Genomic DNA, 23108 nt, shown 5'->3' on the forward strand with positions numbered 1-23108 from the left:
TGCTTACCCTCTACCTAAATTCCACCATTGCTGTCTTTTTTAAACCTTTTTTAAAGTAGAAATTGGAACTTCATTAATAAGGCATTAAAAAAACAGGCCCCCTTTTTGGGAGTCTGTTTTAGTTTCATGCTATGCTTCTGTTTTTAACTGCTGCTTTGCAAGCTTTTTATACAACTCATGAGTTTCAAACAGTTCCATATGTGTACCGATTCCTGTAATGCTGCCTTTTTCTAGCACGACAATTTGATCAGCATCAAAAACGGTCGAGAGTCTGTGGGCTATTACTAGTGTTGTTCGATTTTTCATCAGCTGCTGAAGAGCTTCCTGTACAAGCTGTTCAGATGCGCTGTCCAGGTTAGAAGTAGCTTCATCTAATAATAAAATTTTTGGATCGCGAATGACTGCTCTTGCAATCGCGATTCTTTGACGCTGTCCGCCAGATAATTTTATTCCTCGTTCACCTACCTCTGTTTCATATTGATCTGGCAGGTTTTCAATGAACTCAGCTGCATTGGCTACCTTTGCAGCCTGAAGCAATTCATCATCTGAAACAGGACGATCCAAACCGTAGCAGATATTATCACGAATTGAACCGGACATAAGCGGGCTTTCCTGAGATACATAGGCAATTTGACTGCGCCAATTGTGAAGATCAAATTCATCTATATTCTGATCCCCCAGGAAGATGGCTCCGTCTGATGGGGAGTAGAAGCGTTCAAGCAAGGCAAAAAGGGTAGTCTTCCCGCTGCCGCTTGGTCCAACAAAGGCGGTTGTTTTACCAGATGGAACCTGGAGATTTATATTTTGTATAACTGGTTTGTCTCCATAGGAAAAAACAAGCTGATGAAAGGAAATATTTTGAGTGCTGCTATTTTCAGGCACTGCCAAACCAGAAGCTTCACTGTTAAGTTCGAGCATTTCCTGTATTCTTTCAGTCGCTCCAAGTGCTTTCTGATAGGCTGTAAAAAAAGAAGCCATTTGTGTGAATGGAACGATAATCTGAAACAGATAAATAATGATGGCAACTAGTGCGCCTGCTGAGAGAGTGCCTGCTGCGACTTTTACGCCTCCATATCCAATGAGAATAACAAGAACGAGCATCATAATCAGTGTCATAAAAGGAGAAACAATGGCTTGAATTTTAGCTTCTTTTAACCCGAACTGAAAGAGATGAGTAATTCCCTTTTCACCGCGTTCAATTTCAGTTTTTTCAGCATGATAGGCTTTAACAAGGCGAATATCTGCTAAAACCCTGCCTAAATTTCCCGAGAAATGAGCCATTTCATCTTGTGTAGAAAGAGAGATTTTATAAATTTTTTGTCCTAATGGCAGAATGATCAGGACGGAAATAGGAACAGATATCAGCATAATTAACGTCATTTTCCAATCGATTACAAGCAAAATAATAATGGCTCCAATGATGGAAATTAACCCTGTAATAAAGGTGACTAAATGCTGAGTAATCAATGCTTTCACAATATTCGTATCTTGTGTAATCCTGCTCATGGTTTCTCCGGATTCATGCTGGTCAAAATAAGGGATCGGCAAGGTTAACACATGCCGCCAAAGCCGCTGTCTTAGGGAAGCGACAATCTTTTCTCCCATATATGTCATAAAATAATAAGAAAATCCTGAGGAAATGGTCTGTAGAATAAACGCTGCTGCAAAAAAGACAATAAGTGAAGCTTCAAGTGCAGAAGCTGCCATCTGGTCAACAAGTGATTTAGTTAAAAGGGGTACAACCAAACCAGCAGCCGTCTCAACAAGACTTAACAAAATGGCTATGATGAAGAGCCATTTCGGCGGATTGGACATTTTAATTAACTGCCAGAAGGATTTCCAGCCTCCAACAGAGGCGGAAACTTCGGCCTTATTCGCTGTCATACTCATCAGCCCCTCTATTCAGTAAATAGATTTCCATCGCTTTAGCCAGCCATTCCTCTTCCTCCTTTGAGAATGGTGAAGCAAGGGAAAGCGGATCATTATCAAGGTCTTCTTCTGATATCTGCTCATTCTCAATAATCTCTTGAAATAGAACATCTTCTCCGCCTAATAATTCTGCTGTCATCATGAATAACTGACCGACAAGCTCTTGAACAGCTGGGTCCTCTGGTTTACTTCCAGCGGCTTCTTTAAGCTGTATACAAGTTGTAGTCATAGTTCTATTCAGCTCGCGCTGTTTTTCATCAGAAATATTGTAAATTTCTTCTACACGATCACTTGGCAATAAGCTTTTTAGCCAATCTTTAAATTCTTCTTCCATTTGAATATTTTGAATGATCATAAGAAAAATGGAGGAATCTACTTGTCCTTGTGACTCTGTAATATCAATGGCTTGATCTAATGCGCGGATAACCCTTTCAATATGAGCCTTCTTCTTCAGCATTTCGTCCTTTTGAAAAAGAAGGGAGTCCATTAAATTCCAGTCGTTTAAATGCAAAAATTCTTTTATATCTTCTAAAGAATATCCTAGAAATTTTAACGATATTATTTTCTGAAGCTGAACGATATTTTCATCTGCATAATATCGGCGTCCCGATTCTGTAATGATGGATGGCTTAAGCAGTTCAAGTTCATCATAATAATGCAATGTACGAATGGTCGTTCCTGTCTTTTTTGAAAATTGGCCAATTGAGTATGTTTCGCTCATTTATATCCCTCCTGAAATTCTTTCTGTCTTTATCATAAAACCTCACGTAACGTACGAATCAAGCGTTATATAAAAATATTTGCTGTTCTTTTCGTATATGATTAGTGTATAGCAAAAAAAAGAATAAAAATGGCAGCAATGGTAAAAATCTGGTATGATAAAGAGGGGTGATATAAATGTGGATATTAATCCTATGTGCAGCATTACTTGGAATCGGTTTTTTAGTAGACTGGGCAGCTAAGAGAAAGGGTCTTACCAACTATGATCCTGAAGAAAATGCAAAACATGTGTCACCATCAGAACGAGCTTATGCAGAATCATATATGGACCAAATAAAAGATAATAATAATGGCGGAGGCGGATTTTAAGTCTCCATCAGTAAATGAGTTGGAACACACTACAATAGAACTGAATGCTTAGGAAGTTTTTCTTTCTAAACATTCGGTTTTTTATTTGTTATTTTAAAAATTTATCTTTTTTTAACATGAGTGAAATGGAGCGGAGGACCCTCGACTCCTGTGGGCAATAGAGGAAAGGGTGAGACCCCGCAGGAGCGCCAGCGACGAGGAGGCTCAGCTTCCTCCCCACGGAAAGCGAGGGTCCGCAGCGCAAAGAACGGGCTTGTGTAAACTCGCAAACCATAACTATGAATATTCTTGTTATTGGTAAGCTATTTTTGCTAATGGAAGCCTTATGTTTTTTAGAAATATAGTTAAAACTATACAGATAGAATATGATTCATGCTTTGTGTATTATTTTGGTTCATGTCAGGAACATGATAAAATGACAAGATAACAGGTTACTAAATTATGAGGTGAATTGGATGATTAAGTGTATTGCAAGTGATATGGATGGTACATTATTAACCGCAACTCAAACGATCACTGATGAAAATATTGCAGCGATAAAAAAAGCGCAGGAAAAGGGAATAGAAGTGGTTGTAGCTACAGGCAGATCCTATCAGGAAGCGATCTTTGTCTTAGAGGAGGCAGGATTAGAGTGTCCGATCATTTGTGCAAATGGAGCAGAAGTCCGTTCAGCACAAGGGGAAATTGTGTCTAACAGCCCGCTTGATAAAGAATTGGCTACGCGCACAGCAAAGGCTTTAACAGAACTGGAAGTTTATTATGAGGTATACACCAATCAAGGTACATATACAGTAGATGAAAAAAGAGGCATTACCATTATGGCCGACATTTTTCTTAGCGGCAATGAGGAAGCAGATGTTAAAAAGGTTTTGAAAGCGGCTGAAGAAAGGTTTGAAAAAGGCCTCGTACATAAAGTGGACAGCTATGATGTCCTTTTTGAAAGTGAAGATCATCAAATATATAAGCTTTTAGCCTTTACGTTTGATCCAGAGCGTATGGAAGAAGCGAAGGAAGCATTGCAGGACTTCGAAGGTTTAATCATCAGTTCATCCGGGCATGGGAACTTGGAGCTTACGAGCAAAAGTGCACAAAAGGGTGTTGCGCTAGAAGCGTTTGTCAGAGAAAAAGGGATTTCTTTAGAAGAAACGATGGCACTTGGCGATAATTATAATGACCTTTCGATGTTTAACGTTGTAGGAAGAGCGGTTGCTATGGGCAATGCAGATGATTACATTAAGTCGCAATGCCACATGGTGACCCTCACAAATGAAGAGAGCGGTGTAGGAAAGGCGATTCTAGAAGTATTATAAACAAGAGGTGATGGGATGAAAAAAGCAGCTGCACTTGTTTCTATACTATTGATTCTGGCTGGATGTACTGATGAAAATAACAGGCAGCAGGAAGATCAGGAAGTCACAACTGCAACAGTAGAGAATGAGGAATCTTTAGCAGCAAAGCTGAACACACCTTGGCAAATTAACCATCTAGATGGTGATTTTTACTTGTCTGAACGAACAGGCACAATTACAAAAGTGGAAAATGGAGAAAGCATTCGGCAATCTGTTGAACTGCAAAGACCGCTTTCTTCTGCTGCAGAAGCAGGTCTGCTCGGTTTTGTGCTTGTACCTGATTTTAATGAAACAAATGAGGCGTATGCGTATTACACATATGAAGAAGATGGGCAGCCATTTAACGCGATCGCCGTTCTGGAGCTCCAAAATGACCAATGGAGTGAAACGAAGGTACTTATAGATGGAATACCAAGCGGCAGTTTTCATCATGGCGGGAGGCTTGCGTTTGGTCCGGATGAAAAGCTATACGCTACTACAGGAGATGCTTCCAATCCAGAACTGGCACAAGATCTAAATTCACTGGCAGGGAAAATTTTAAGGGTAAATTTAGATGGTTCAATCCCGGATGATAATCCTTTTAAAGACTCGTATGTATACAGTTATGGCCATCGGAATCCGCAAGGGCTCACATGGGCAGAGGACGGTACGATGTATGCAAGTGAACACGGTCCATCTGCGAATGATGAGATCAATAGGATCACAGCTGGCTCAAATTACGGCTGGCCGGAAATAACAGGGAATGAAAGCAAGGATGGAATGGAATCTCCAATTTTCACTTCTGGTGATAACCAGACATGGGCACCGTCAGGGATGGCATACTATGAAAATCAGCTATTCGTTGCTGGATTAAGGGGAGAAGCCGTATTGCGTTTTGATCTGGAAACGGGCGAAAATGATGAACAGATTTCCAACCTTGGCAGAATTCGCGATGTGTATATTATTAACGGACAGCTCTACTTTATCAGCAATAATACAGACGGCCGCGGCACACCAGGTGAAAACGATGACCAGCTATACAGTGTCCCTCTATAACGTTTTATGAAAAGATCAGTATTTTGTTATATACTAAGCATATAATACTGAGACTAATTGAGGTGCAGATAGATGGCAGATTTTCGTTCTAGCGTAGTTATTCATAAGCCGGTAGAAGAAGTATTTCATTATGTCGTGAGCATGGAAAATGTGCACGAGCTCATGCCAAATGTAGTGAAAATGGAGAAACAGACGGAGGGGCCGCTTAAAGCTGGCACCATATTTTTAGAAACAAGGCTAATTAGCGGAAGAAATATTCAGGCAGAGGTCGAAATGACGGAGTATACAGAGAACCGGTCTTTCGCTACAAAAACCAATTCAAACGGCCTGATTACGGAATATCAATACCATTTTCATCCCGTCGAAGAAGGTACTCAAGTTGACCTTGAGGCTACAATTACGACAACAGGATTAAAAATGAGATTAACAAAGCCTATCTTAGTAAAAATGATCAAACGGGAAGACGGCAATCAGCTTGTCTACTTAAAAGAAATGTTTGAGCAGGACAAGAGTGAAAAAGAAGAAGAGTAAATTTGATTAATAAGAAACCCGAACCATCAGCACTAGTGGTTCGGGTTTCTTGTTGTTATAAGATGGTCATTCTTATGGTCTTCACCATCTTTAGTTGTTCCGTTAAAGCGGATAAGTCCAGAATCTTTCATTATGAACTCTTGCCATCACTTGCGGATCTTGCTTTTTCAGCTGTTCTTCCATTTCCTTTGCCATTAGCTGTGTTTGAGAAAGATGTGCTTTGATTGCAGCAATTTTAATATGTGCGACAGCACTAACCTCATTAACGATATCAGCCTGCCCAATTTCCTCTTCACAATTACGCGAAAAGGCAACACATTGCAGCTTTGGTCTATCGTTTGCCGGCATATTTCTCACAGCTCTGACAACTGCAGCCCCTGTTGCATCATGATCTGGGTGAACAGAATAGCCAGGATAAAAGGTAATGATTAAGGACGGTTGAACTTCATCGATAATTGCAGCAAGTTCATTTGTAAGCTTATCATCATCTTCGAACTCGATGGTCTTGTCGCGGTATCCAAGCATGCGTAAGTCCTGAATGCCCATTACTTCCGCAGCATCCTGGAGCTCTTTTTTGCGGATTTTTGATAATGTTTCTCGGTTAGCAAATGGAGGATTCCCCATATTGCGTCCCATTTCTCCTAATGTCAGACAGGCATATGTAACAGGAGTGCCGTTTTGTACATGAGTCGCAATCGTTCCGGAAACACCAAATGCCTCATCGTCAGGATGAGGAAAAATAACTAAAACATGTCTTTCTTTTTCCACGATAAGCTCCTCCTTTCGTTTCCAATATAATTTATTTTCATCTATTCAAAAGGTGTCTCGCTTATTTGCAGGGCAACAGCAAGTTTTCCGCTGAAGTCATGGCCGGCAAGCAAAAGTCTCCCAGTTCCATCTTTTTCAAAATGAGTGATTCCTTCCGCATATACCCACCCAATCGCTGTCTTCAGCCCTACTCGAAAAGGCCCGTTGCCTGTTATCTTTCCATGCTCATATTCAAGCTGTGCATTTCGTATATATGCTCCTGATGAAAAGAACGTTTCATCAAAATGGGAAGCATACGCTCCATTGGTTGTTTCAAGATGAATATAAACCGGCTTTTTCGCATGTCGGTCCAGCTCTGTTTGCACATCTTGGGTTATCACTGGTTCCATCATCTGCTACACCCCCTTATCATAAAGATTCATATCTATATAAAGTGTTGTTACCTTGAGTAAATCAAACCCTATTTTACTAAAAAATCCGAGGAAAAGCTAAAAATGAGATTAAGGAATAAAGAAAACTTGCCGATTGGCAAGTCCTATTAGGACCCAGACAGAGGCTGAGTAGCTTTTATGCTGCAATCTTAAAATGAGCCACTGTGTTGAGTCTTCTTCTGAGCTGTTCATATATACCTTCTGATAGTCTGGGACTAAATCGCCTTCCAAAAACGCAAAATGAGAACTCTCATAAATAAGGGGAGAAATTCCGCTTAAATCGTAAAATCACCAAAAATAGGCTTAAATAAACGGAGAAATTCCCTCTAACAGACCGAAAAACATGTAAATGGGCGATTTTATTCAAGATAACCGGAAAATCTCCGCTTATTTTGCCCCAAAATAGCTCAATTTTAGAAATAAGGGTAAAATCTCCGCTTATTTCACTGGTTCCTTCATCAAAAAATCAGCTCTTACAGTGATTACAAAGGACAATAATCGCTCAGAAAAAAGCTTAAAAAAACAGAACCGTCTCCGGCTCTGTTTCAATTAGCTTATTTTTCTTCTGCTTTTAAATGTCGGCTAGCACCTTGTCTAGTCGGTCCTACATATTCATTCAGTTTAAAACCATGATTAATGGCATCTGAAATAAATTCTTTAGCAGCAGTAACAGCTTCAATAACTGATTTTCCTTTTGCAAGCTGAGCTGTAATGGCAGATGAATAAGTGCATCCTGCTCCATGTGTATAGGTTGTCTGAATTCTTTCACCTTCAAGTACTGTGAAATCAGAGCCATCATACAAAACATCAACTGCTTTTTCATGCTGAAGCTTGCTGCCGCCTTTGATTAAAACGTATTTCGGTCCAAGCTCATGGATTTTAACAGCTGCTTCTTTCATATCTTCAATCGTTTTAAGCGGAGCTGTTTTAGCAAGCTGAGATGCCTCGAAAAGGTTAGGTGTAACTACTGTTGCAAGCGGCGTTAATATCTCTCTCAATGCATCTGCTGTTTCAGGGTGAAGGACTTCATCTTCTCCCTTGCAGACCATAACAGGATCAATTACAACATGCTTAATATCATTTTCAGTAATTGTTTTAGCAGCAAGCTTGATGATATCTACCGAACCAAGCATTCCCGTTTTCATCGCGTCTACGCCAACAGAAAGAATGGTTTCTAATTGTGTTTGAAGTGTTTCTATATCGATAGGGAAGACGTTATGGTGCCAGTCGTTTTTAGGATCCATTGTAACGATTGTTGTCAGAGCAGTCATCCCATATACGCCATGCTCTTGGAAGGTTTTAATATCAGCTTGGATTCCTGCACCGCCGCTCGTATCAGAACCTGCTATTGTTAATACTTTTTTCATTGTCATCTGTCTTTCCTCCCTGAATATATCATTTCATTCTTTTCAGTATATCAATTTCGATTAACGTAATAAAGTGTAAGTTCTCGGAAAAACGACAAACCATAATAAGCAAATATATAGCTTTGTTTTAGATCATATATATCTTCAAGTTATAACATTTACATATTTCGTAAAAAATTGTCGATTTAAAGAAGAAATTATGAATTTTTTGTGACCTATGGCGATAATCTTCATTTTCTCCTTTCGAAAGTGATAAAAGTTACATTTGCTTCTGGAGATGATGTGTAGGATAGAACTATATACAACTTGTGTGTGCTTTTAAAAGGGGGAAAAGCCATGAATTACAAAGGCAGTCCTGAAGAATTCCCTATTACATTGCTTATTAATGGGTTTGAGATTGCGGTGTTTCAGCTGACGAACGAGGACTTAGAGGATTGGGCTTATGGATATTTGTATTCTGAAGGCTTAATTGAAAAGGCAGAAGACATTCGCACCTTTCGATTTGTGGAGGATTCCAACACAATTTATGTAGAGCTGGATAATGACTTTCAGCCTGAATGGATGTTCACAAAGAAAAAGCATTACACCGCTGGCTGTGGAAGAGGGGTCACATTCTTCTCAATGACAGATGTGAAAGCGTTTCCCAAGATTAACAGTATGAGAACGTTCACAATGAGTTTTCTTTTGAAAAAAAGAAGTGAGTTTGCAAAGAATTCCCCATTGTATCTAAAGACAGGCGGTATGCACGGGGCATGCATTGTTCATGTGTCGGGAGAAATTACAGTGCGAGAAGATATTGGCAGGCATAATGCTGTTGATAAAGTGATTGGTTTTGCGTTGCGCAATAGATTAGAGCCTTCAAATTTGCTGCTCCTGACAACAGGAAGAGTATCTTATGAAATGCTTTCTAAAGCAGCAAAATTCGGGTTTCCTGTGATCGGGTCAAGAACGGCAGCAACAAAGCAGGCAGTTCAGCTTGCCAAATTTCTAAACATAGAAGTAATTGGTTATTTGCGAGGGAAAATGGCCATTCCATACACTTCTGCTGGCAGAGTTATCAATGATCTAGAAAATCGGCCGTTTGAAAGTGTTAGAGAAAAATAGAAAAGTGGATGGTGCTTGGAGCTTCAACAATCATAAGACGAATTGGACGAGGGCTGTTCACTAGGCTCATGGTTGATTCGCTTATAACCTCGAGGAGCTAACCGTCGGAACTAGACAATGAACTTCACTGGAAATGAACAAGCTAAAGTTCAATCTTGGAATTGGGGGGAGAAAAAGTGGAACTAAATGTAACACGAAGGAAGTTTCTGAAGATATCAGGTGCTGTAGCTGCTACTTTAGCAGTGGTGGAGCTTGGTTTTGATGATAAAACAGCCAGAGCAAAAGCAAAGGAATTAAAAATTTCAGAGTTAAAACCAACACCAACCATCTGCCCTTATTGCTCTGTGGGCTGTGGGATTTTAGTGTATTCAAACGGAAAAGATGTTGTATACACAGAAGGTGATCCGGATCATCCGATCAATGAAGGATCGCTCTGCAGTAAAGGTACAACCGTAAGGCAAGTATACACAACAGAAAAGCGTATCACAAACCCATTATACCGAGCACCAGGAAGCGGAAAATGGGAAGAAGTCGATTGGGATTTTGCTCTCGATAAAGTAGCGAAAAATATTAAAGATACCCGCGATCGCACATTTGTCCAAAAGGAAAATGGCTATACGGTCAACAAGACAGAGGCGATTGCTTATATGGGTGGAGCGGCACTCGATAATGAAGAAACGTATTTGCTTTCTAAGCTTTTCCGTGCAGGACTGGGCTTAACGTATATCGAGCATCAGGCCCGAATATGACATAGTTCTACGGTTGCCGGTCTGGCACCTACGTATGGAAGAGGAGCAATGACAAATCATTGGAATGATTTGCAATATGCGGATGCCCTAATGGTCATAGGAGCAAATCCTGCTGAAAATCATCCAATCAGCTTTAGATGGATCTCAAAAGCAAAGCAAAAGGGAGCAAAGCTCATTTCAGTGGATCCAAGATATACAAGAACGTCGCAGATGGCTAATATCTACGGTCAGCTTCGTTCAGGAACAGATATTGCTTTTATTGGCGGCATGATTCATTATGCGCTTGAAAATGACATGTATCATAAAGAATATGTAGCAGCCTACACAAATGCGTCATTTATCGTAGATGAACAATACTCCTTTGAAGATGGCATTTTTAACGACTACGATGAAACAACAAGGAATTATGATAAAACAAAATGGGCCTTTAAAAAGGATGAAAATGGCGAGATTGTTAAGGATCCAGCCTTAAAGGATCCCCGCTGCGTTTTTCAGCTAATGAAAAAACATTATGCACGCTATGATGTTGACACAGTAACAGGTGTTACAGGCACAGATAAAGATACGTATCTCGAAATCTGCCAAACATTCACAGGTACTAGTGAAACAGGCAAAGCAGGTACTATCCTATATGCTATGGGCGGTACACAGCATACGGTAGGTACCCAAAATATTCGCGCATATGCGATCTTACAGCTTTTACTCGGAAATATTGGCATTGCCGGCGGTGGTGTCAATGCCCTGCGCGGAGAGTCAAATGTACAAGGATCAACCGATTTCGGACTTCTTTATCATAATGTCAATGGTTATATGGAAGTACCTACAGGATCGGATCAAGACTCAAAGTATAAAGGATTTCTGGAGCGGATTACACCTGAATCCGGGTATTTCTCTAACAAGCCGAAGTTTTACACAAGCATGTTGAAAGCTTACTACGGCAATTCTGCAACTAAGCAAAATGAATTTGGCTATCATCTGATGCCAAAACTGACGCCAGGCAAGGATTATTCACATATGCGCTTATTTGATGCGATGTACCGCGGAGAGCTTGAAGGGCTAATTATGTTTGGAACAAATCCTGTTGTAGGGGGTCCAAATGCAGGGAAAGAAAAAGAGGCATTGAGCAACCTAAAGTGGATGGTTGCAGTTGACCTATTTGAAACAGAGACATCAGCTTTTTGGCAAAAGGAAGCTGGTGCAGACCCGGCTGCGATCCAAACAGAGGTGATTTTCCTGCCTGCCTGCGGATCTTTTGAAAAAGAAGGCTCTGTTACAAACTCAGGACGCTGGATGCAATACCGCTGGCAAGCGATTAAACCAAAGGGTGAATCAAGAGCTGACCTGGAAATCGTTCATATGCTTGCTAGAAAGCTGAAAGGATTATATGAAAATAGTCCAAAGCAGCAGGATATGCCGATGAAGGCTTTAACATGGGATTATGGAGAATCGGATCACCCTGATATCGATATGGTCTGCCGTGAAATTAACGGCTATGATATGAAAACAAAACAGCAGATTAAAGGTTTTGGAGATTTGAAGGATGATGGTTCTACATGCAGCGGCAACTGGATATATAGCGGATTTTACCCAGAATCTGAGAACCTATCAAAACGAAGAGATAATACAAATGAAGGTATGAGTAACTTCTTAAACTGGTCTTTTGCATGGCCGGCAAATAGGAGAATTCTTTATAACCGTGCAAGTGCTGATTTGAATGGAAAGGCATGGAGCAAGGATCGTATCGGAATACAGTGGAATGCAGCAGAGAAAAAATGGAGCGGTTTTGATGTTCCAGACTTTGTTGCCGCGAAAGGTCCGGATGATCCTACATTTAATGACCCATTCATTATGATGGCGGGCGGAAAAGGAGCTTTGTTTTCTGGCGGCGTTAATGAAGGGCCATTCCCAGAGCATTACGAGCCTTATGAAAACCCCATTTCAAATGCATTTTCCAGTATTCAGCTGAATCCGGCTGTGAAGTTTGGCGAGAAGGAAATGAATGCACAAGGAGATGTGTCAGAATATCCGATTGTTGCGACAACCTATCGCGTGTCAGAGCACTGGCAGTCTGGTGCGATGACACGGAATATCCCTTGGCTGGCTGAGCTGATGCCGCATATGTACATTGAAATAAGTGAAGAGCTGGCACAGGAAAAGGGAATATCAAGCAAGGATCGGGTGATCGTAAAAACGGCCCGTGGGGAAATAGAGGCTTTTGCCATGATTACCAAACGCTTTAAACCGTACAAATTAAAGGATAAAACCATTCACCAAATTGGCATGCCATGGCATTTTGGCTATAAGGGGATCGCAACAGGTGCAACAGCTAACCGCTTGACCCCTCATATTGGAGATGCAAATACGACAATTCCTGAGTATAAAGCGTTCCTATGTGATGTTAGGAGGGCGAAATAATGGCAGATTATATTAAATTTGTGGATGTAACGAAATGTGATGGCTGCCGGGCATGTATGGTTGCCTGTAAAAATTGGAACGACCTGCCGGCAGAGCCGGAGGACTTTAATGGAAGTATACAGTCACACAGAGATTTAACGGCAAATACATGGAATGTCATTACGTTTAATGAACATGAAACATCAGATGGAAACTTTGAATGGCTTTTCCGTCATATGTCCTGTCTGCACTGTAATCAGGCTGCCTGTGAAAAGGCTTGTCCAGAGAGTGCGATCAGCTATACAAAATTCAATTCCGTCGTCATTGATGCGGAAAAATGTGTAGGCTGCGGCTATTGTGTTCAGAACTGTTCCTTTGGTGTTGTGCAGCTTGCCACCTATAAAGATAAAAATGGCAGTGAATATCGAAAGGCACAAAAATGTACTCTTTGCACAGACCGGCTTGAGCAAGGCCTGCAGCCGGCCTGTGTGGTTGCCTGCCATACAGACTGCTTAATCTATGAAGAAAAGGATCTTGTCTTAGCTGAGGCAAACAAGCGCCTAGGGGAAGTAAAGGAACGTTTTCCGAATGCAAATATTTATAACCCGCAAGGAATTGAAGGCACCAATACCATTTATCTCCTCGCTGACAAACCATCTGTTTATGGATTGCCTGAGAATCCAAAAGTGGCTTTATCCCAAGTGGTTTGGAAGGACTATGCTCAGCCGCTTGGCAAAATGATGCTTGGAGCTACAACCATGGCTGTTATTGGTGCTGCTATATCAAATGCTGTCAGAAAAGACCGACCGGAAGGGGATCATGACCATGAATAAAAAAGAACCAAAGATGGTTAAGCGATTCTCAAAGCATGTCATATTTGCACACTGGTTAAATGCTTTGGCATTCTTTGTTCTGTACTTGACCGGTCTGCCGCTTTATACAGAATTTTTTGACTGGCTTTATGTTGTATTTGGAAGCCCGGCAGGTGCACGTCTTGTTCATAGAGTGGCAGCTGTGTTTTTCATCCTGCCTGTTGTCTATATTTTGTTTGCGGATCCAAAGAGCTTTATTCACTGGATGAAGCAGATTTTTTCCTGGAAAAAACATGACTTCCAATTCTTTTTACATTTTCCAAAAGAGTTTTTCGGCGGTCACGCGAAGATTCCAAAGCAGGATTTTTACAATGCAGGTGAAAAGTTAAATTCTCTGCTGACGATCCTGACAGCTGTTATGCTCATTGGTTCCGGTCTTGTTATGTGGTTTCCGCAGTACTTTCCGCAAGGGCTTGTGATGTGGGCCTATCCGCTCCATAATATCGGACTTGGGTTATCCACGGCCGTTGTAGTCGGTCATATTTATTTATCGGTTGGCCATCCCGGCTCCCGTGCTTCTTTTAGAGGAATGACAAAAGGAGATATTCCAGAAGAGTATGCCCGTAACCATCACGGCCGCTGGTATGACAAGCTTAAGGAACAGGAAAAAGAACAGGAACAAGAGCAGAAGCGGGCTTAATGGCAAACAAACCTAATTAGATGAAGAAGCTACCCATTATTGGGTAGCTCTTCCCGTTTTTTTAAAAAAGCACATTGGAAGAAGGGATCCTTATGTCGAACACGAATGTAGTAGAAGAAAGCTATGAGAAGCTGCAGGCGGAAATAGAAGAATTAATAAAAGGGTGGCGCAAGTCTATAAATGAAACAGCTGTAGTGAAAGAATCTTCGTTTGAACTTATCTCCTCACCACTTATTCCACAGCTTGACCTTGAAGCGGATATGAATCAATATCATCTTTTTATAATTGAACTGTTTGATTTTTTAGCTGAAAGGCAGCCGGAAAATCATGAGTATTGTGATATCTTAAAAGAGAATTTAACCATTGACATAGTGAGTAAGTGGTTTAAAGAAGTGATTACTGTAAATCGATACTACTTTCATGCAGTTGCAGAACAATATCAGGTTCCGGAATGGCTCCCGCTGTTTGCAGCAGAACAGGCTGCCCGCCCTTTCTTACAAAAGGCTGCAGCAGAGCTGGAGACCGTCCTGACTAAATTTCAGCATGACCCATGCTGCCCGGCATGCGGTGAGCCTGCGCGTTTTGCTGTTGTAGGGAAAAAGGGGAAAAAGGAGCTCACATGCCCGCGCTGTCTGCATAGCAGGGAAGAAAAAAAGCTGTGCTGTGCACATTGCGGCACAGAAGATCATACCCAAATGATTGTTATGAAGGTGGATGGTGAAGAAGGAGCGGAAATTCACGGCTGTCAAACATGCAAAGGGTATACAAAGGTGATTGATATGAGAAAGCTGCTGAAGAAGGAAACACCTGCGCTCATGGATATAAAAACAATTCACCTGGACTATATTGCGCAAGAAAACGGTTTTGGCACGGCTGAGGATGGCAAATACCATTAAGATTGGCTGGTGATAGAAGTGGAGACAACAGGCATTATTTTAGCAGGCGGGAAATCAAGCCGGATGGGTACCAACAAGGCACTGCTGCAAATAGACGGAAAAACGGTCATTGAACGGATTGCAGAAGAGCTTGCAACCATTGTCGACCATGTCATTGTCGTAACGAATACGCCTGATGATTATGCATTTCTGCAATTGCCGATGATTGCAGACCGTTATATAGGAAAAGGGCCGCTTGCTGGAATTGAAGCAGGGCTGTCTTTATCAGCAACGGAAAAAAATTTAATTGTTGCCTGCGATATGCCCTTTATATCTGCATCGCTCGGAAGTTATTTACTAAGCAAGCTGGATGATTACCAAGCTGCCGTTCCAGAGCGGGACGGCCAAAAACACCCTCTATTTGCTGCCTATAGAAGGGAAGCAAGAAATTGTGCGGAAATGTTCTTAAAGGAAGAAAAGCTGGCTATTCGCAATATGCTAAACTATATTCAGACAGTGTATATAAGAGTTGAATCTTTAAAAATACCTATCAATGAGTCAACCCTTTTTAATATGAATCACCCGGAAGAGTATAAAAAAGCAGCACAGATCTCTTCGGAAGGCAAAGAGCAGCTATGAAATTTTTTAATGTAAAAACAGTAGAGGAAACATTCCAGCTAATAAAAGAATATTATTCTCCCATTCAGGAATGGAAGATGGTGCCGCTTGAAGAGGCTGTACAGCACATCCTTGCAAAGGATATACATGCAGCAGAAAATGTGCCTGGCTTCCGCCGGTCGGCTGTTGATGGCTATGCTGTCCTAGCGGCGGATACATTCGGGGCCTCTGAAAACCTTCCTGCTTATTTAAATGTCACAGGTGAAGTGAAAATGGGGGAGCAGCCCTCAAAGCCTCTTTTTAGCGGGGAGGCCATGTATGTCCCTACTGGCGGAATGATTCCAGAGCATAGTAATGCGGTAGTTATGATTGAGCATTGTGAAGATTTAGATGGTCTTCTAAATTTATATAAACATGTCATGCCTGGAGAAAATGTGATTGAAGCAGATGAAGATCTTCGGCAGGGAAGCCTCTTGCTGAAAAAAGGAACCTTGCTTCGGGCCCAGGAACTCGGTGCACTTGCCTCACAAGGAATAGCAGAAGTCCCAGTTGTACGCAAACCCATTATTGCTTACTTATCAACGGGAAATGAAGTGAAAGCACTCGAAACGAAAGAGCTATTGCCCGGCCAGGTTCGTGATATGAACGGTATGACAATTGGAGCCCTTGTAAAGGAATGGGGATATGAATTTAAATACGGCGGTATTGTAAATGATGATTTTGATGATTTAAAAAGAAAAATGCAGCAAATGCTTGCTGAAGCAGACTGTTTGTTTATCTCAGGGGGAAGTTCTGTTGGTATTATGGACTATTCATCTGATGTAATGAACTCACTGGGAAAACCAGGTGTGTTTGTACATGGCATTTCGATTAAACCTGGAAAACCAACAATTATGGCAAGTGCAGAAGGAAAACCTGTGATTGCACTTCCCGGCCATCCAGCTTCAGCTATGGTTATTTTCCATGTTTTCGCCAAAAAAATCTTGAATCAACTGCAAGGATATGAAGGCTTAGACTCTCCGTTTACATTTGCAAAAACCACTAGAAATATCCCTTCTGCTGCGGGACGAACAGATTATGTGAGAACTCGTCTCTTTCAGGAGGGGGAACAATGGCTTGCTGAACCTATTTTCGGAAAATCGGGACTTATTTCAACCCTGGTCAATAGTGATGGGCTGATTGAAATTCCGGCCCGCAGTGAAGGGGTGCAAAAAGGAGAACTTGTCACTGTTAAATTATTTCTTTAAGAAGCATTAACAGCTCCAGCGCTTATCGTCCCTATCTATAGATCGATAAAGCGCCCTGGTATTAAGGAGTGTTAACATGTCACCATACAAACGAAAAATATATTTAGAGAATAAACCCCGCCAAGAGGCACGGCATGAAATGCTCGCAAACTTTCAGCCGAAGAGGAAAGTGGAGTGGATACCAAGTGTGTCTGCTCTTGGGCGAATTACAGCAGAACCTATTTTTGCACAGAGCTCGATGCCTCATTTTCATGCTTCAGCGATGGATGGCATAGCGATTGTGGCAGAAGAGACCTTTTCTGCTCATGAACAAAACCCGCTGCTGCTAAGGAGAAATGAAGATTTTATTCATGTGGATACTGGAAATGAAGTGCCTCCTCCATTTAATGCGGTAATCATGATTGAAAACGTAGAAGAGCGGGATGAAGATAGCGTGGAAATCATTGAACCAGCAGCTCCTTGGCAGCATATCCGTCCGATTGGGGAGGATATTGTACAAGAGGAAATGCTATTCCCGCAAGGCCATGAAATCAGACCAGTTGATATTGGGGCATTAGTTGCCGCTCGAACTCTAACCATTCCAGTCATTAAAAAACCAGCTGTAACGGTCATTCCCACTGGCAATGAGCTAGTTTCCGCAGAAGATGCTGCTTCAGTTGGACAGCTTATTGAGTTTAATGGAAGTGCCTTTGTCAATTATATAAGAGAGTGGGGAGGAGATCCGCTTCTCACACCAGTCGTTAAGGATGATCCGGAGAAAATAAAAGCCGCATTGCTGGAAGCAGCAAATACCTCAGATATTGTAGTTATCAATGCTGGATCATCGGCAGGATCAAAGGATTACACTGTTCATATTTTACAGGAGATAGGCACCGTGTATACGCATGGAATTGCAACAAGACCTGGTAAACCTGTCATTATCGGCAAGGTGAATAGCACAATCGTTGTTGGCATTCCAGGATACCCTGTGTCAGCCTATTTAAGCTTAGAATGGTTTGTGCGTCTGCTTATTTGTGAGTACTTAGGTGTAAATGAGCCCGAACGGCAAAAGCTGAAAGTGAAAATTGGCCGGCGAATGGTCGGGTCAATGGGTGCTGAAGATTTTATTCGAGTGAGTATAGGGTATATTAATGGGGAGTATGTGGCAAACCCCTTATCAAGAGCTGCTGGAGTGACCATGTCGCTTGTACGTGCAGACGGCCTGCTTGTCATTCCTCCTGATATTTTAGGGTATGAGCAAGGAGAATACGCGGAAGCAGAACTTTATAAACCAAAGCATGAAATTGAAAATGCCATTGTGTTCAGCGGCAGTCACGATCTGACAATCGACCTTTTATCATCAAAACTAAAAGCAGAAAATCGATCATTCAGTATACAGGCTTCACATACAGGCAGCATGGCCGGTATGATGGCCATTAAAAAAGGGGAAGCACATTTAGCTGCAGTGCATCTGCTTGACCCTGAAACAAAAGAATATAACACTTCCTATATAAAAAGATTCTTGCAGGGAACGGAAGTTGTTTTATATCCTTTCTTAAGAAGAAAACAAGGCTGGCTATTGCCACAAGGCAACCCACTTAACATACAATCGCTGCTTGATATCGTTGAAAAACAGGCACAGTATGCCAATCGGCAAAAAGGTGCAGGCACAAGAGTTCTTTTTGATATGTTGATGAGAGAAGAAGGGGTTAGTCTTCAGCAGATCACTGGATATGAACGTGAAATGTTTTCACACTTAAGTGTTGCTGCAGAGGTGAAAGGAAACCCTGATGGAGTTGGTCTTGGCATTTACTCTGCTGCTAAGGTGATGAAACTCGATTTTATCCCAGTGGCAGATGAACATTACGATCTGCTTATGACAAAAAGCTTTTTCGAAAGTGAACAGGGACAGACACTTATTAAAGTCATTCAATCTCATGACTTTAAGCAGGCTGTTGAACAAATTGGCGGCTATTCTCTCGTGCAAGAACTTGAACCTTTATTCTTTTAAAAGGTCTAAAGACTAATAAGAGGTGACCAGCAATGAACTTTGAAATTTCAAAAGAACCAATTAACACACAAGCTGTGATCGATAAAGTTGTTCAGCGTGAGGCTGGTGCCATCACAACCTTTATTGGCACCGTCAGAGAGCTGACGCATGGGAAGAAAACATTATTTTTAGTTTATGAAGCGTATGAACCAATGGCTGTGAAGAAACTCGAGCAGATTGGGAATGAAATAAAAGACAAATGGGCTGGTGCTGAAGTTGCCATTACTCATCGTGTCGGAAAACTTGATATTACGGATATCGCTGTTGTCATTGCTGTTTCCACTCCTCACCGCAACGATGCTTATGAAGCGAATCGCTATGCCATTGAGCGCATAAAGGAGATCGTTCCTATTTGGAAGAAAGAACATTGGGAGGATGGAGAAGAGTGGATTGGCAATCAGCTTGAGACGGTAGCCTATCCTTCAGGTAAACCAGAGGAGAGTGATCTAAATGAATAAAATTATGCTTTTTGCTCACTTGCGTGATGAAGCAGGTGCTGAATATATTGAATTACAGGCAGAGGGAAAAACCGTTGCAGATGTTAAAGAGCTAATAGCAGAAAAATATAACCTGACAAAGCTGGATAGTACAATGTCAGCCATTAATGAAGAATTTGCAGAAGACGATGAAGTGATCCAAAAGGGAGATATCATTGCCTTTATTCCGCCTGTCAGTGGAGGGTAAGCTGCTATGAGTGATCGCTATTCACGACAAACACTATTTGCACCAATTGGGTTTGAAGGCCAGAGGATGATCAGCCAAAAGCACGTTTTGCTAATTGGTGCTGGAGCGCTTGGATCTGGGAATGCCGAAGTGCTTGCAAGAGCAGGTGTTGGCAAACTCACCATCATTGACCGTGATTATGTCGAAGAAAGCAATCTCCAGCGGCAGCAGCTTTATACGGAACAGGATGTCATTGAAAAGCTTCCAAAAGCAGCAGCAGCCAAAAAGAGATTACTAGAAATCAACCATGAACTAAACATAAAGGCTGTTATTGGCGATGCAACACCTGAAGTGATTGAGGATTTGTGCAGGGAAGTGGATTTAATCCTTGATTGCACCGATAACTTTGAAACACGGATGCTCATAAATGATGCTTCTCAAAAGCATGGGGTTCCTTGGATTTATGGAGCATGTGTCAGCAGTTATGGCATGAGCCTTACGATCATTCCTGGAAAAACACCTTGCTTAAATTGTCTACTAAAGAAGATTCCGCTTCAGGGAATGACTTGTGATACCGGTGGAATCATTGGTCCGGCTGTACAAATGGTCATTGCCCATCAATCTGCTGAAGCTCTGAAAATTTTAGTGGAAGATTGGGAGCATATAAGGCAAACTTTTGTCAGCTTCGACCTTTGGAACAATCAGTACACAAATATTAAAATTTCAAAAGCAAAGGATGAGGGCTGCCTCTCTTGTGGCACCACCCGAACATACCCGTATCTTCAAAGTGAAAATCGAACCAAAACCGCTGTTCTATGCGGCAGAGATACAGTCCAAATTAGACCGCCGCACGACACGGTCATTAGCCTTGCAACTCTTTCGAAGCAACTAAAATCATTAGGTTATGAGATTAAAGGAAATCCCTATCTGCTCTCTATTGAAATGGCGGAGCAGCGTATGGTTCTTTTTCAGGATGGCAGAGCACTGATCCATGGCACAAAGGATATTACTCATGCTAAATCGGTATATCAGCGTATCCTTGGATAAGCGATTAGTATAGCTAGAAATAAATAGTTCTAAGCAGCCCCTTAGCCTTAGCTTAGAGCTATTTTTTATGCCGCTTTTTTTGCTTCCTCTTAGCAGCTGTTATGATCTGATCTTCTTCCCCTCTTCACGCTGTCATTCTTAGCTATAAAATATGTCCATTCTCCCAATCACTCCCTATTATTCTGCATTCTTTTCTCTTTTCCCCCTTTTTTCGCATCTTCTGTTTCCTTTTTATAACAAATATTTATGGTTGATTAAATTAACAAATGATCGAAAAATTACTATTTAACTTTCTTTTTGTCTGTTCGTTGTCTGCTGTGAATTTATGAAAAATTTTTACTTAGGGTTAAACTAGTGATCTTATAGGGAGGAAAGTAGAGAGGGGCGAGGGGTTATATTATTAAAGCGGGTCAAGAAATTTGAAGCTTTTAATGGAAAAAGGAGTTGACTTTATGTAGCGATTGGAAAAAAGCTTTGTTTTTTCAGAATTGCTCTGCAAGAAAGAGTCATCCCATTTAAAATAAGTCTTTCGGTTTTCTATTTTAAAATCAGAAAAAAACATAGATTTCTGAATATTTATGTTTTATAATCATATTATGTTTAGTGATCATTTGGTAATTAAAAATAAAAAAATGGTTAACAAGTGTTCGTTTTGTTTTTAAAAAATCAATATACTTTGCCGAGGAGGAATACATATGGATTACTTACATCACCCATTTCCATCAAAAAGGAATACGGTTTTTGCTAAAAAAGGGATGGTTGCTACATCACAGCCGCTTGCGGCTCAGGCAGGACTTGAAATTCTGCAAAAAGGCGGGAATGCCATTGATGCAGCGATTGCCACAGCTGCCGCTTTAACAGTTGTTGAGCCAACATCGAACGGAATTGGCGGTGACGCATTTGCTCTTGTTTGGGTAAAAGATGAGCTTCATGGATTAAATGCTTCAGGTCCCGCTCCACAATCCATATCAGCAGAAAAAGTGAAAGAGCTTGGCCATGAAAAAATGCCTGTATTCGGGACTGTTCCTGTGACAGTACCTGGTGTACCTGCTGCTTGGGCAGCTTTATCAGAGCGATTCGGAAAGCTTTCTCTTGCAGAAGCATTAAAGCCTGCCATTCGATATGCGGAAGAAGGATATCCGCTCACACCAATCTTAGGGAAGTATTGGAAAATGGCTTATAACCGTTTTAAAAAGGATTTTACCGCTGAAGAATATGCCTCATGGTTTGAAACGTTTGCGCCGAATGGCAGAGCACCGGAAATTGGCGAAATGTGGAGCTCTAAGGGGCATGCATCAACTTTAAAATCGATCGGAGAAACAAAGGCAAGGTCCTTTTATGAAGGGGACTTAGCGGATCAGATCGATGATTTTATGAAAAAACATAATGGATTTTTAACAAAAGAAGACCTTGCTGCATATAAACCGGAATGGGTTAAGCCTATATCTGCAAATTATAGAGGATATGATGTCTGGGAAATTCCGCCGAATGGCCAGGGAATGGTGGCTTTAATGGCGTTGAATGTATATGCGCAGAAATCTCCAGGTCCTTTATGGCAAAATGCCGAAACTCTGCACGAGCAAATTGAGGCAATGAAGCTGGCTTTTACAGATGGTCAGGCATTTATAACGGAACCGGAACATATGCCGATTTCAGCGGAAGAGCTATTATCAGAGGCGTACGCAAAAGATAGAATCAGGGTAATTGGCGAAGAAGCATCCGATCCGAAGCCTTATGAGCTTCCAAAGGGAGGAACCGTTTATCTGGCTGCAGCGGATGAAGAAGGCAATATGATCTCTTATATTCAAAGTAATTATATGGGCTTTGGATCAGGGATTGTCATTCCTGGAACAGGGATAAGCCTGCAGAATCGCGGTCATGACTTTTCGCTCGAAAGCGATCATCCGAATGTTCTTCAGCCCGGCAAAAGAACCTATCATACAATTATCCCGGGCTTCTTAACAAAAGACGGAAAAGCCGTGGGCCCATTTGGGGTTATGGGCGGCTATATGCAGCCGCAGGGTCATTTTCAAGTCGTAACAAATACGGTTGATTATTTGCTGAATCCACAAGCAGCATTAGACATGCCAAGGTGGCAATGGATGAAAGGCAAATCAGTGCATGTAGAACCCGAGTTTCCAAATTATCTGGTGCAGGCACTGGCTCGAAAAGGTCATCAGATCCATGTAACAGCAGATGGAGGAAGTTTTGGGCGCGGACAAATCATTTGGCGGAATGAGCAAACGGGTGTACTAATGGGCGGAACAGAATCACGAACAGATGGATCGATCGCAGCTTGGTAAATCCAGTTGTAAACACACAGCCTGAAGCTCCACTGCCAAGTCCAGGCAAAAACAGCAAAACACATCTG

22 protein-coding genes are annotated in these 23108 nt (G+C 41.5%); 16 read left to right on the forward strand and 6 right to left on the reverse strand.

Translation table 11 applies throughout. From position 1 onward, the window contains the following. Positions 1-129: 129 nt before the first annotated feature. Together A6754_RS01985 and A6754_RS01990 are read right to left on the reverse strand one after the other, a co-directional pair. Entirely contained in the window at positions 130-1884 is a 1755-nt protein-coding gene (locus tag A6754_RS01985; protein WP_066442181.1) for an ABC transporter ATP-binding protein, read from the reverse strand. Next, on the reverse strand, positions 1871-2650 hold the full coding sequence (locus tag A6754_RS01990; RefSeq protein ID WP_066442182.1) for a MerR family transcriptional regulator: 780 nt from the start codon (positions 2648-2650) through the stop codon (positions 1871-1873). The genes A6754_RS01985 and A6754_RS01990 overlap by 14 nt, the downstream gene beginning before the upstream one ends. 176 nt (positions 2651-2826) lie before the next feature. On the opposite strand from A6754_RS01990, the gene A6754_RS01995 reads away from it, so the two are divergent. From A6754_RS01995 to A6754_RS02010, 4 genes are all read left to right on the forward strand, one after another. Further along, complete coding sequence (locus tag A6754_RS01995) at positions 2827-3018, forward strand: hypothetical protein (RefSeq protein ID WP_066442185.1); 192 nt, start codon at positions 2827-2829, stop codon at positions 3016-3018. A gap of 455 nt (positions 3019-3473) precedes the next feature. Continuing rightward, positions 3474-4328: a Cof-type HAD-IIB family hydrolase gene (locus A6754_RS02000; RefSeq protein ID WP_066442186.1), complete on the forward strand. Its 855-nt coding sequence runs from the start codon at positions 3474-3476 to the stop codon at positions 4326-4328. A gap of 15 nt (positions 4329-4343) precedes the next feature. Further along, complete coding sequence (locus A6754_RS02005) at positions 4344-5402, forward strand: PQQ-dependent sugar dehydrogenase (RefSeq protein ID WP_066442188.1); 1059 nt, start codon at positions 4344-4346, stop codon at positions 5400-5402. Between the two features lie 72 nt (positions 5403-5474). Then, the gene (locus A6754_RS02010) at positions 5475-5933 is read left to right on the forward strand and encodes an SRPBCC family protein (protein ID WP_066442191.1); all 459 of its coding nucleotides are present in this window, start codon (positions 5475-5477) and stop codon (positions 5931-5933) included. 102 nt (positions 5934-6035) lie between these two features. On the opposite strand, the gene bshB2 is transcribed toward A6754_RS02010, so the two are convergent. The 4 genes from bshB2 to pdxK form a co-directional block, all read right to left on the reverse strand. After that, positions 6036-6701, reverse strand: coding sequence for a bacillithiol biosynthesis deacetylase BshB2 (gene bshB2, locus A6754_RS02015; RefSeq protein ID WP_066442193.1), 666 nt, complete (start codon positions 6699-6701; stop codon positions 6036-6038). A 41-nt stretch (positions 6702-6742) separates the two neighbouring features. Then, entirely contained in the window at positions 6743-7090 is a 348-nt protein-coding gene (locus A6754_RS02020; protein WP_066451278.1) for a YojF family protein, read from the reverse strand. A 111-nt stretch (positions 7091-7201) separates the two neighbouring features. Further along, the gene (locus A6754_RS23105) at positions 7202-7324 is read right to left on the reverse strand and encodes a hypothetical protein (protein ID WP_257297383.1); all 123 of its coding nucleotides are present in this window, start codon (positions 7322-7324) and stop codon (positions 7202-7204) included. A gap of 362 nt (positions 7325-7686) precedes the next feature. After that, positions 7687-8505, reverse strand: coding sequence for a pyridoxine/pyridoxal/pyridoxamine kinase (pdxK, locus tag A6754_RS02025; protein WP_066442195.1), 819 nt, complete (start codon positions 8503-8505; stop codon positions 7687-7689). Positions 8506-8835: 330 nt separating this feature from the next. Here pdxK and fdhD point away from each other — a divergent pair, with 330 nt between their 5' ends. From fdhD to A6754_RS02090, 12 genes are all read left to right on the forward strand, one after another. After that, positions 8836-9603: a formate dehydrogenase accessory sulfurtransferase FdhD gene (gene fdhD / locus A6754_RS02030; RefSeq protein WP_066442197.1), complete on the forward strand. Its 768-nt coding sequence runs from the start codon at positions 8836-8838 to the stop codon at positions 9601-9603. A gap of 176 nt (positions 9604-9779) precedes the next feature. Then, a complete protein-coding gene (fdnG, locus tag A6754_RS02040) occupies positions 9780-12767 on the forward strand; it encodes a formate dehydrogenase-N subunit alpha (RefSeq protein ID WP_156495661.1) in 2988 nt (995 codons plus the stop codon). Beyond that, positions 12767-13579, forward strand: a complete 813-nt coding sequence (locus tag A6754_RS02045) for a 4Fe-4S dicluster domain-containing protein (protein ID WP_066442202.1) — start codon at positions 12767-12769, stop codon at positions 13577-13579. The genes fdnG and A6754_RS02045 overlap by 1 nt, the downstream gene beginning before the upstream one ends. Beyond that, on the forward strand, positions 13572-14258 hold the full coding sequence (locus A6754_RS02050) for a formate dehydrogenase subunit gamma (protein ID WP_066442203.1): 687 nt from the start codon (positions 13572-13574) through the stop codon (positions 14256-14258). The genes A6754_RS02045 and A6754_RS02050 overlap by 8 nt, the downstream gene beginning before the upstream one ends. 92 nt (positions 14259-14350) lie before the next feature. After that, positions 14351-15154, forward strand: a complete 804-nt coding sequence (locus A6754_RS02055) for a formate dehydrogenase accessory protein FdhE (protein WP_066442205.1) — start codon at positions 14351-14353, stop codon at positions 15152-15154. 18 nt (positions 15155-15172) lie between these two features. After that, the gene (gene mobA / locus A6754_RS02060; RefSeq protein WP_066442207.1) at positions 15173-15772 is read left to right on the forward strand and encodes a molybdenum cofactor guanylyltransferase; all 600 of its coding nucleotides are present in this window, start codon (positions 15173-15175) and stop codon (positions 15770-15772) included. Beyond that, positions 15769-16998 (forward strand): molybdopterin molybdotransferase MoeA, encoded by a 1230-nt coding sequence (locus tag A6754_RS02065; protein ID WP_066442209.1) that lies wholly within the window; start codon positions 15769-15771, stop codon positions 16996-16998. Before mobA ends, A6754_RS02065 begins: the two co-directional genes overlap by 4 nt. 76 nt (positions 16999-17074) lie before the next feature. Continuing rightward, complete coding sequence (locus A6754_RS02070) at positions 17075-18988, forward strand: molybdopterin biosynthesis protein (RefSeq protein WP_066442211.1); 1914 nt, start codon at positions 17075-17077, stop codon at positions 18986-18988. A 32-nt stretch (positions 18989-19020) separates the two neighbouring features. After that, positions 19021-19485, forward strand: a complete 465-nt coding sequence (locus tag A6754_RS02075; protein WP_066442213.1) for a molybdenum cofactor biosynthesis protein MoaE — start codon at positions 19021-19023, stop codon at positions 19483-19485. Then, a complete protein-coding gene (moaD, locus tag A6754_RS02080; protein ID WP_066442215.1) occupies positions 19478-19711 on the forward strand; it encodes a molybdopterin converting factor subunit 1 in 234 nt (77 codons plus the stop codon). Before A6754_RS02075 ends, moaD begins: the two co-directional genes overlap by 8 nt. Positions 19712-19717: 6 nt before the next feature. Beyond that, a complete protein-coding gene (locus A6754_RS02085; RefSeq protein ID WP_066442217.1) occupies positions 19718-20737 on the forward strand; it encodes a MoeB/ThiF family adenylyltransferase in 1020 nt (339 codons plus the stop codon). A 695-nt stretch (positions 20738-21432) separates the two neighbouring features. Further along, a complete protein-coding gene (locus A6754_RS02090) occupies positions 21433-23040 on the forward strand; it encodes a gamma-glutamyltransferase family protein (RefSeq protein WP_066442218.1) in 1608 nt (535 codons plus the stop codon). Positions 23041-23108: the final 68 nt, after the last annotated feature.

Source organism: Cytobacillus gottheilii (genome assembly GCF_001636345.1).
Taxonomy (GTDB): domain Bacteria; phylum Bacillota; class Bacilli; order Bacillales; family Cytobacillaceae; genus Cytobacillus; species Cytobacillus gottheilii.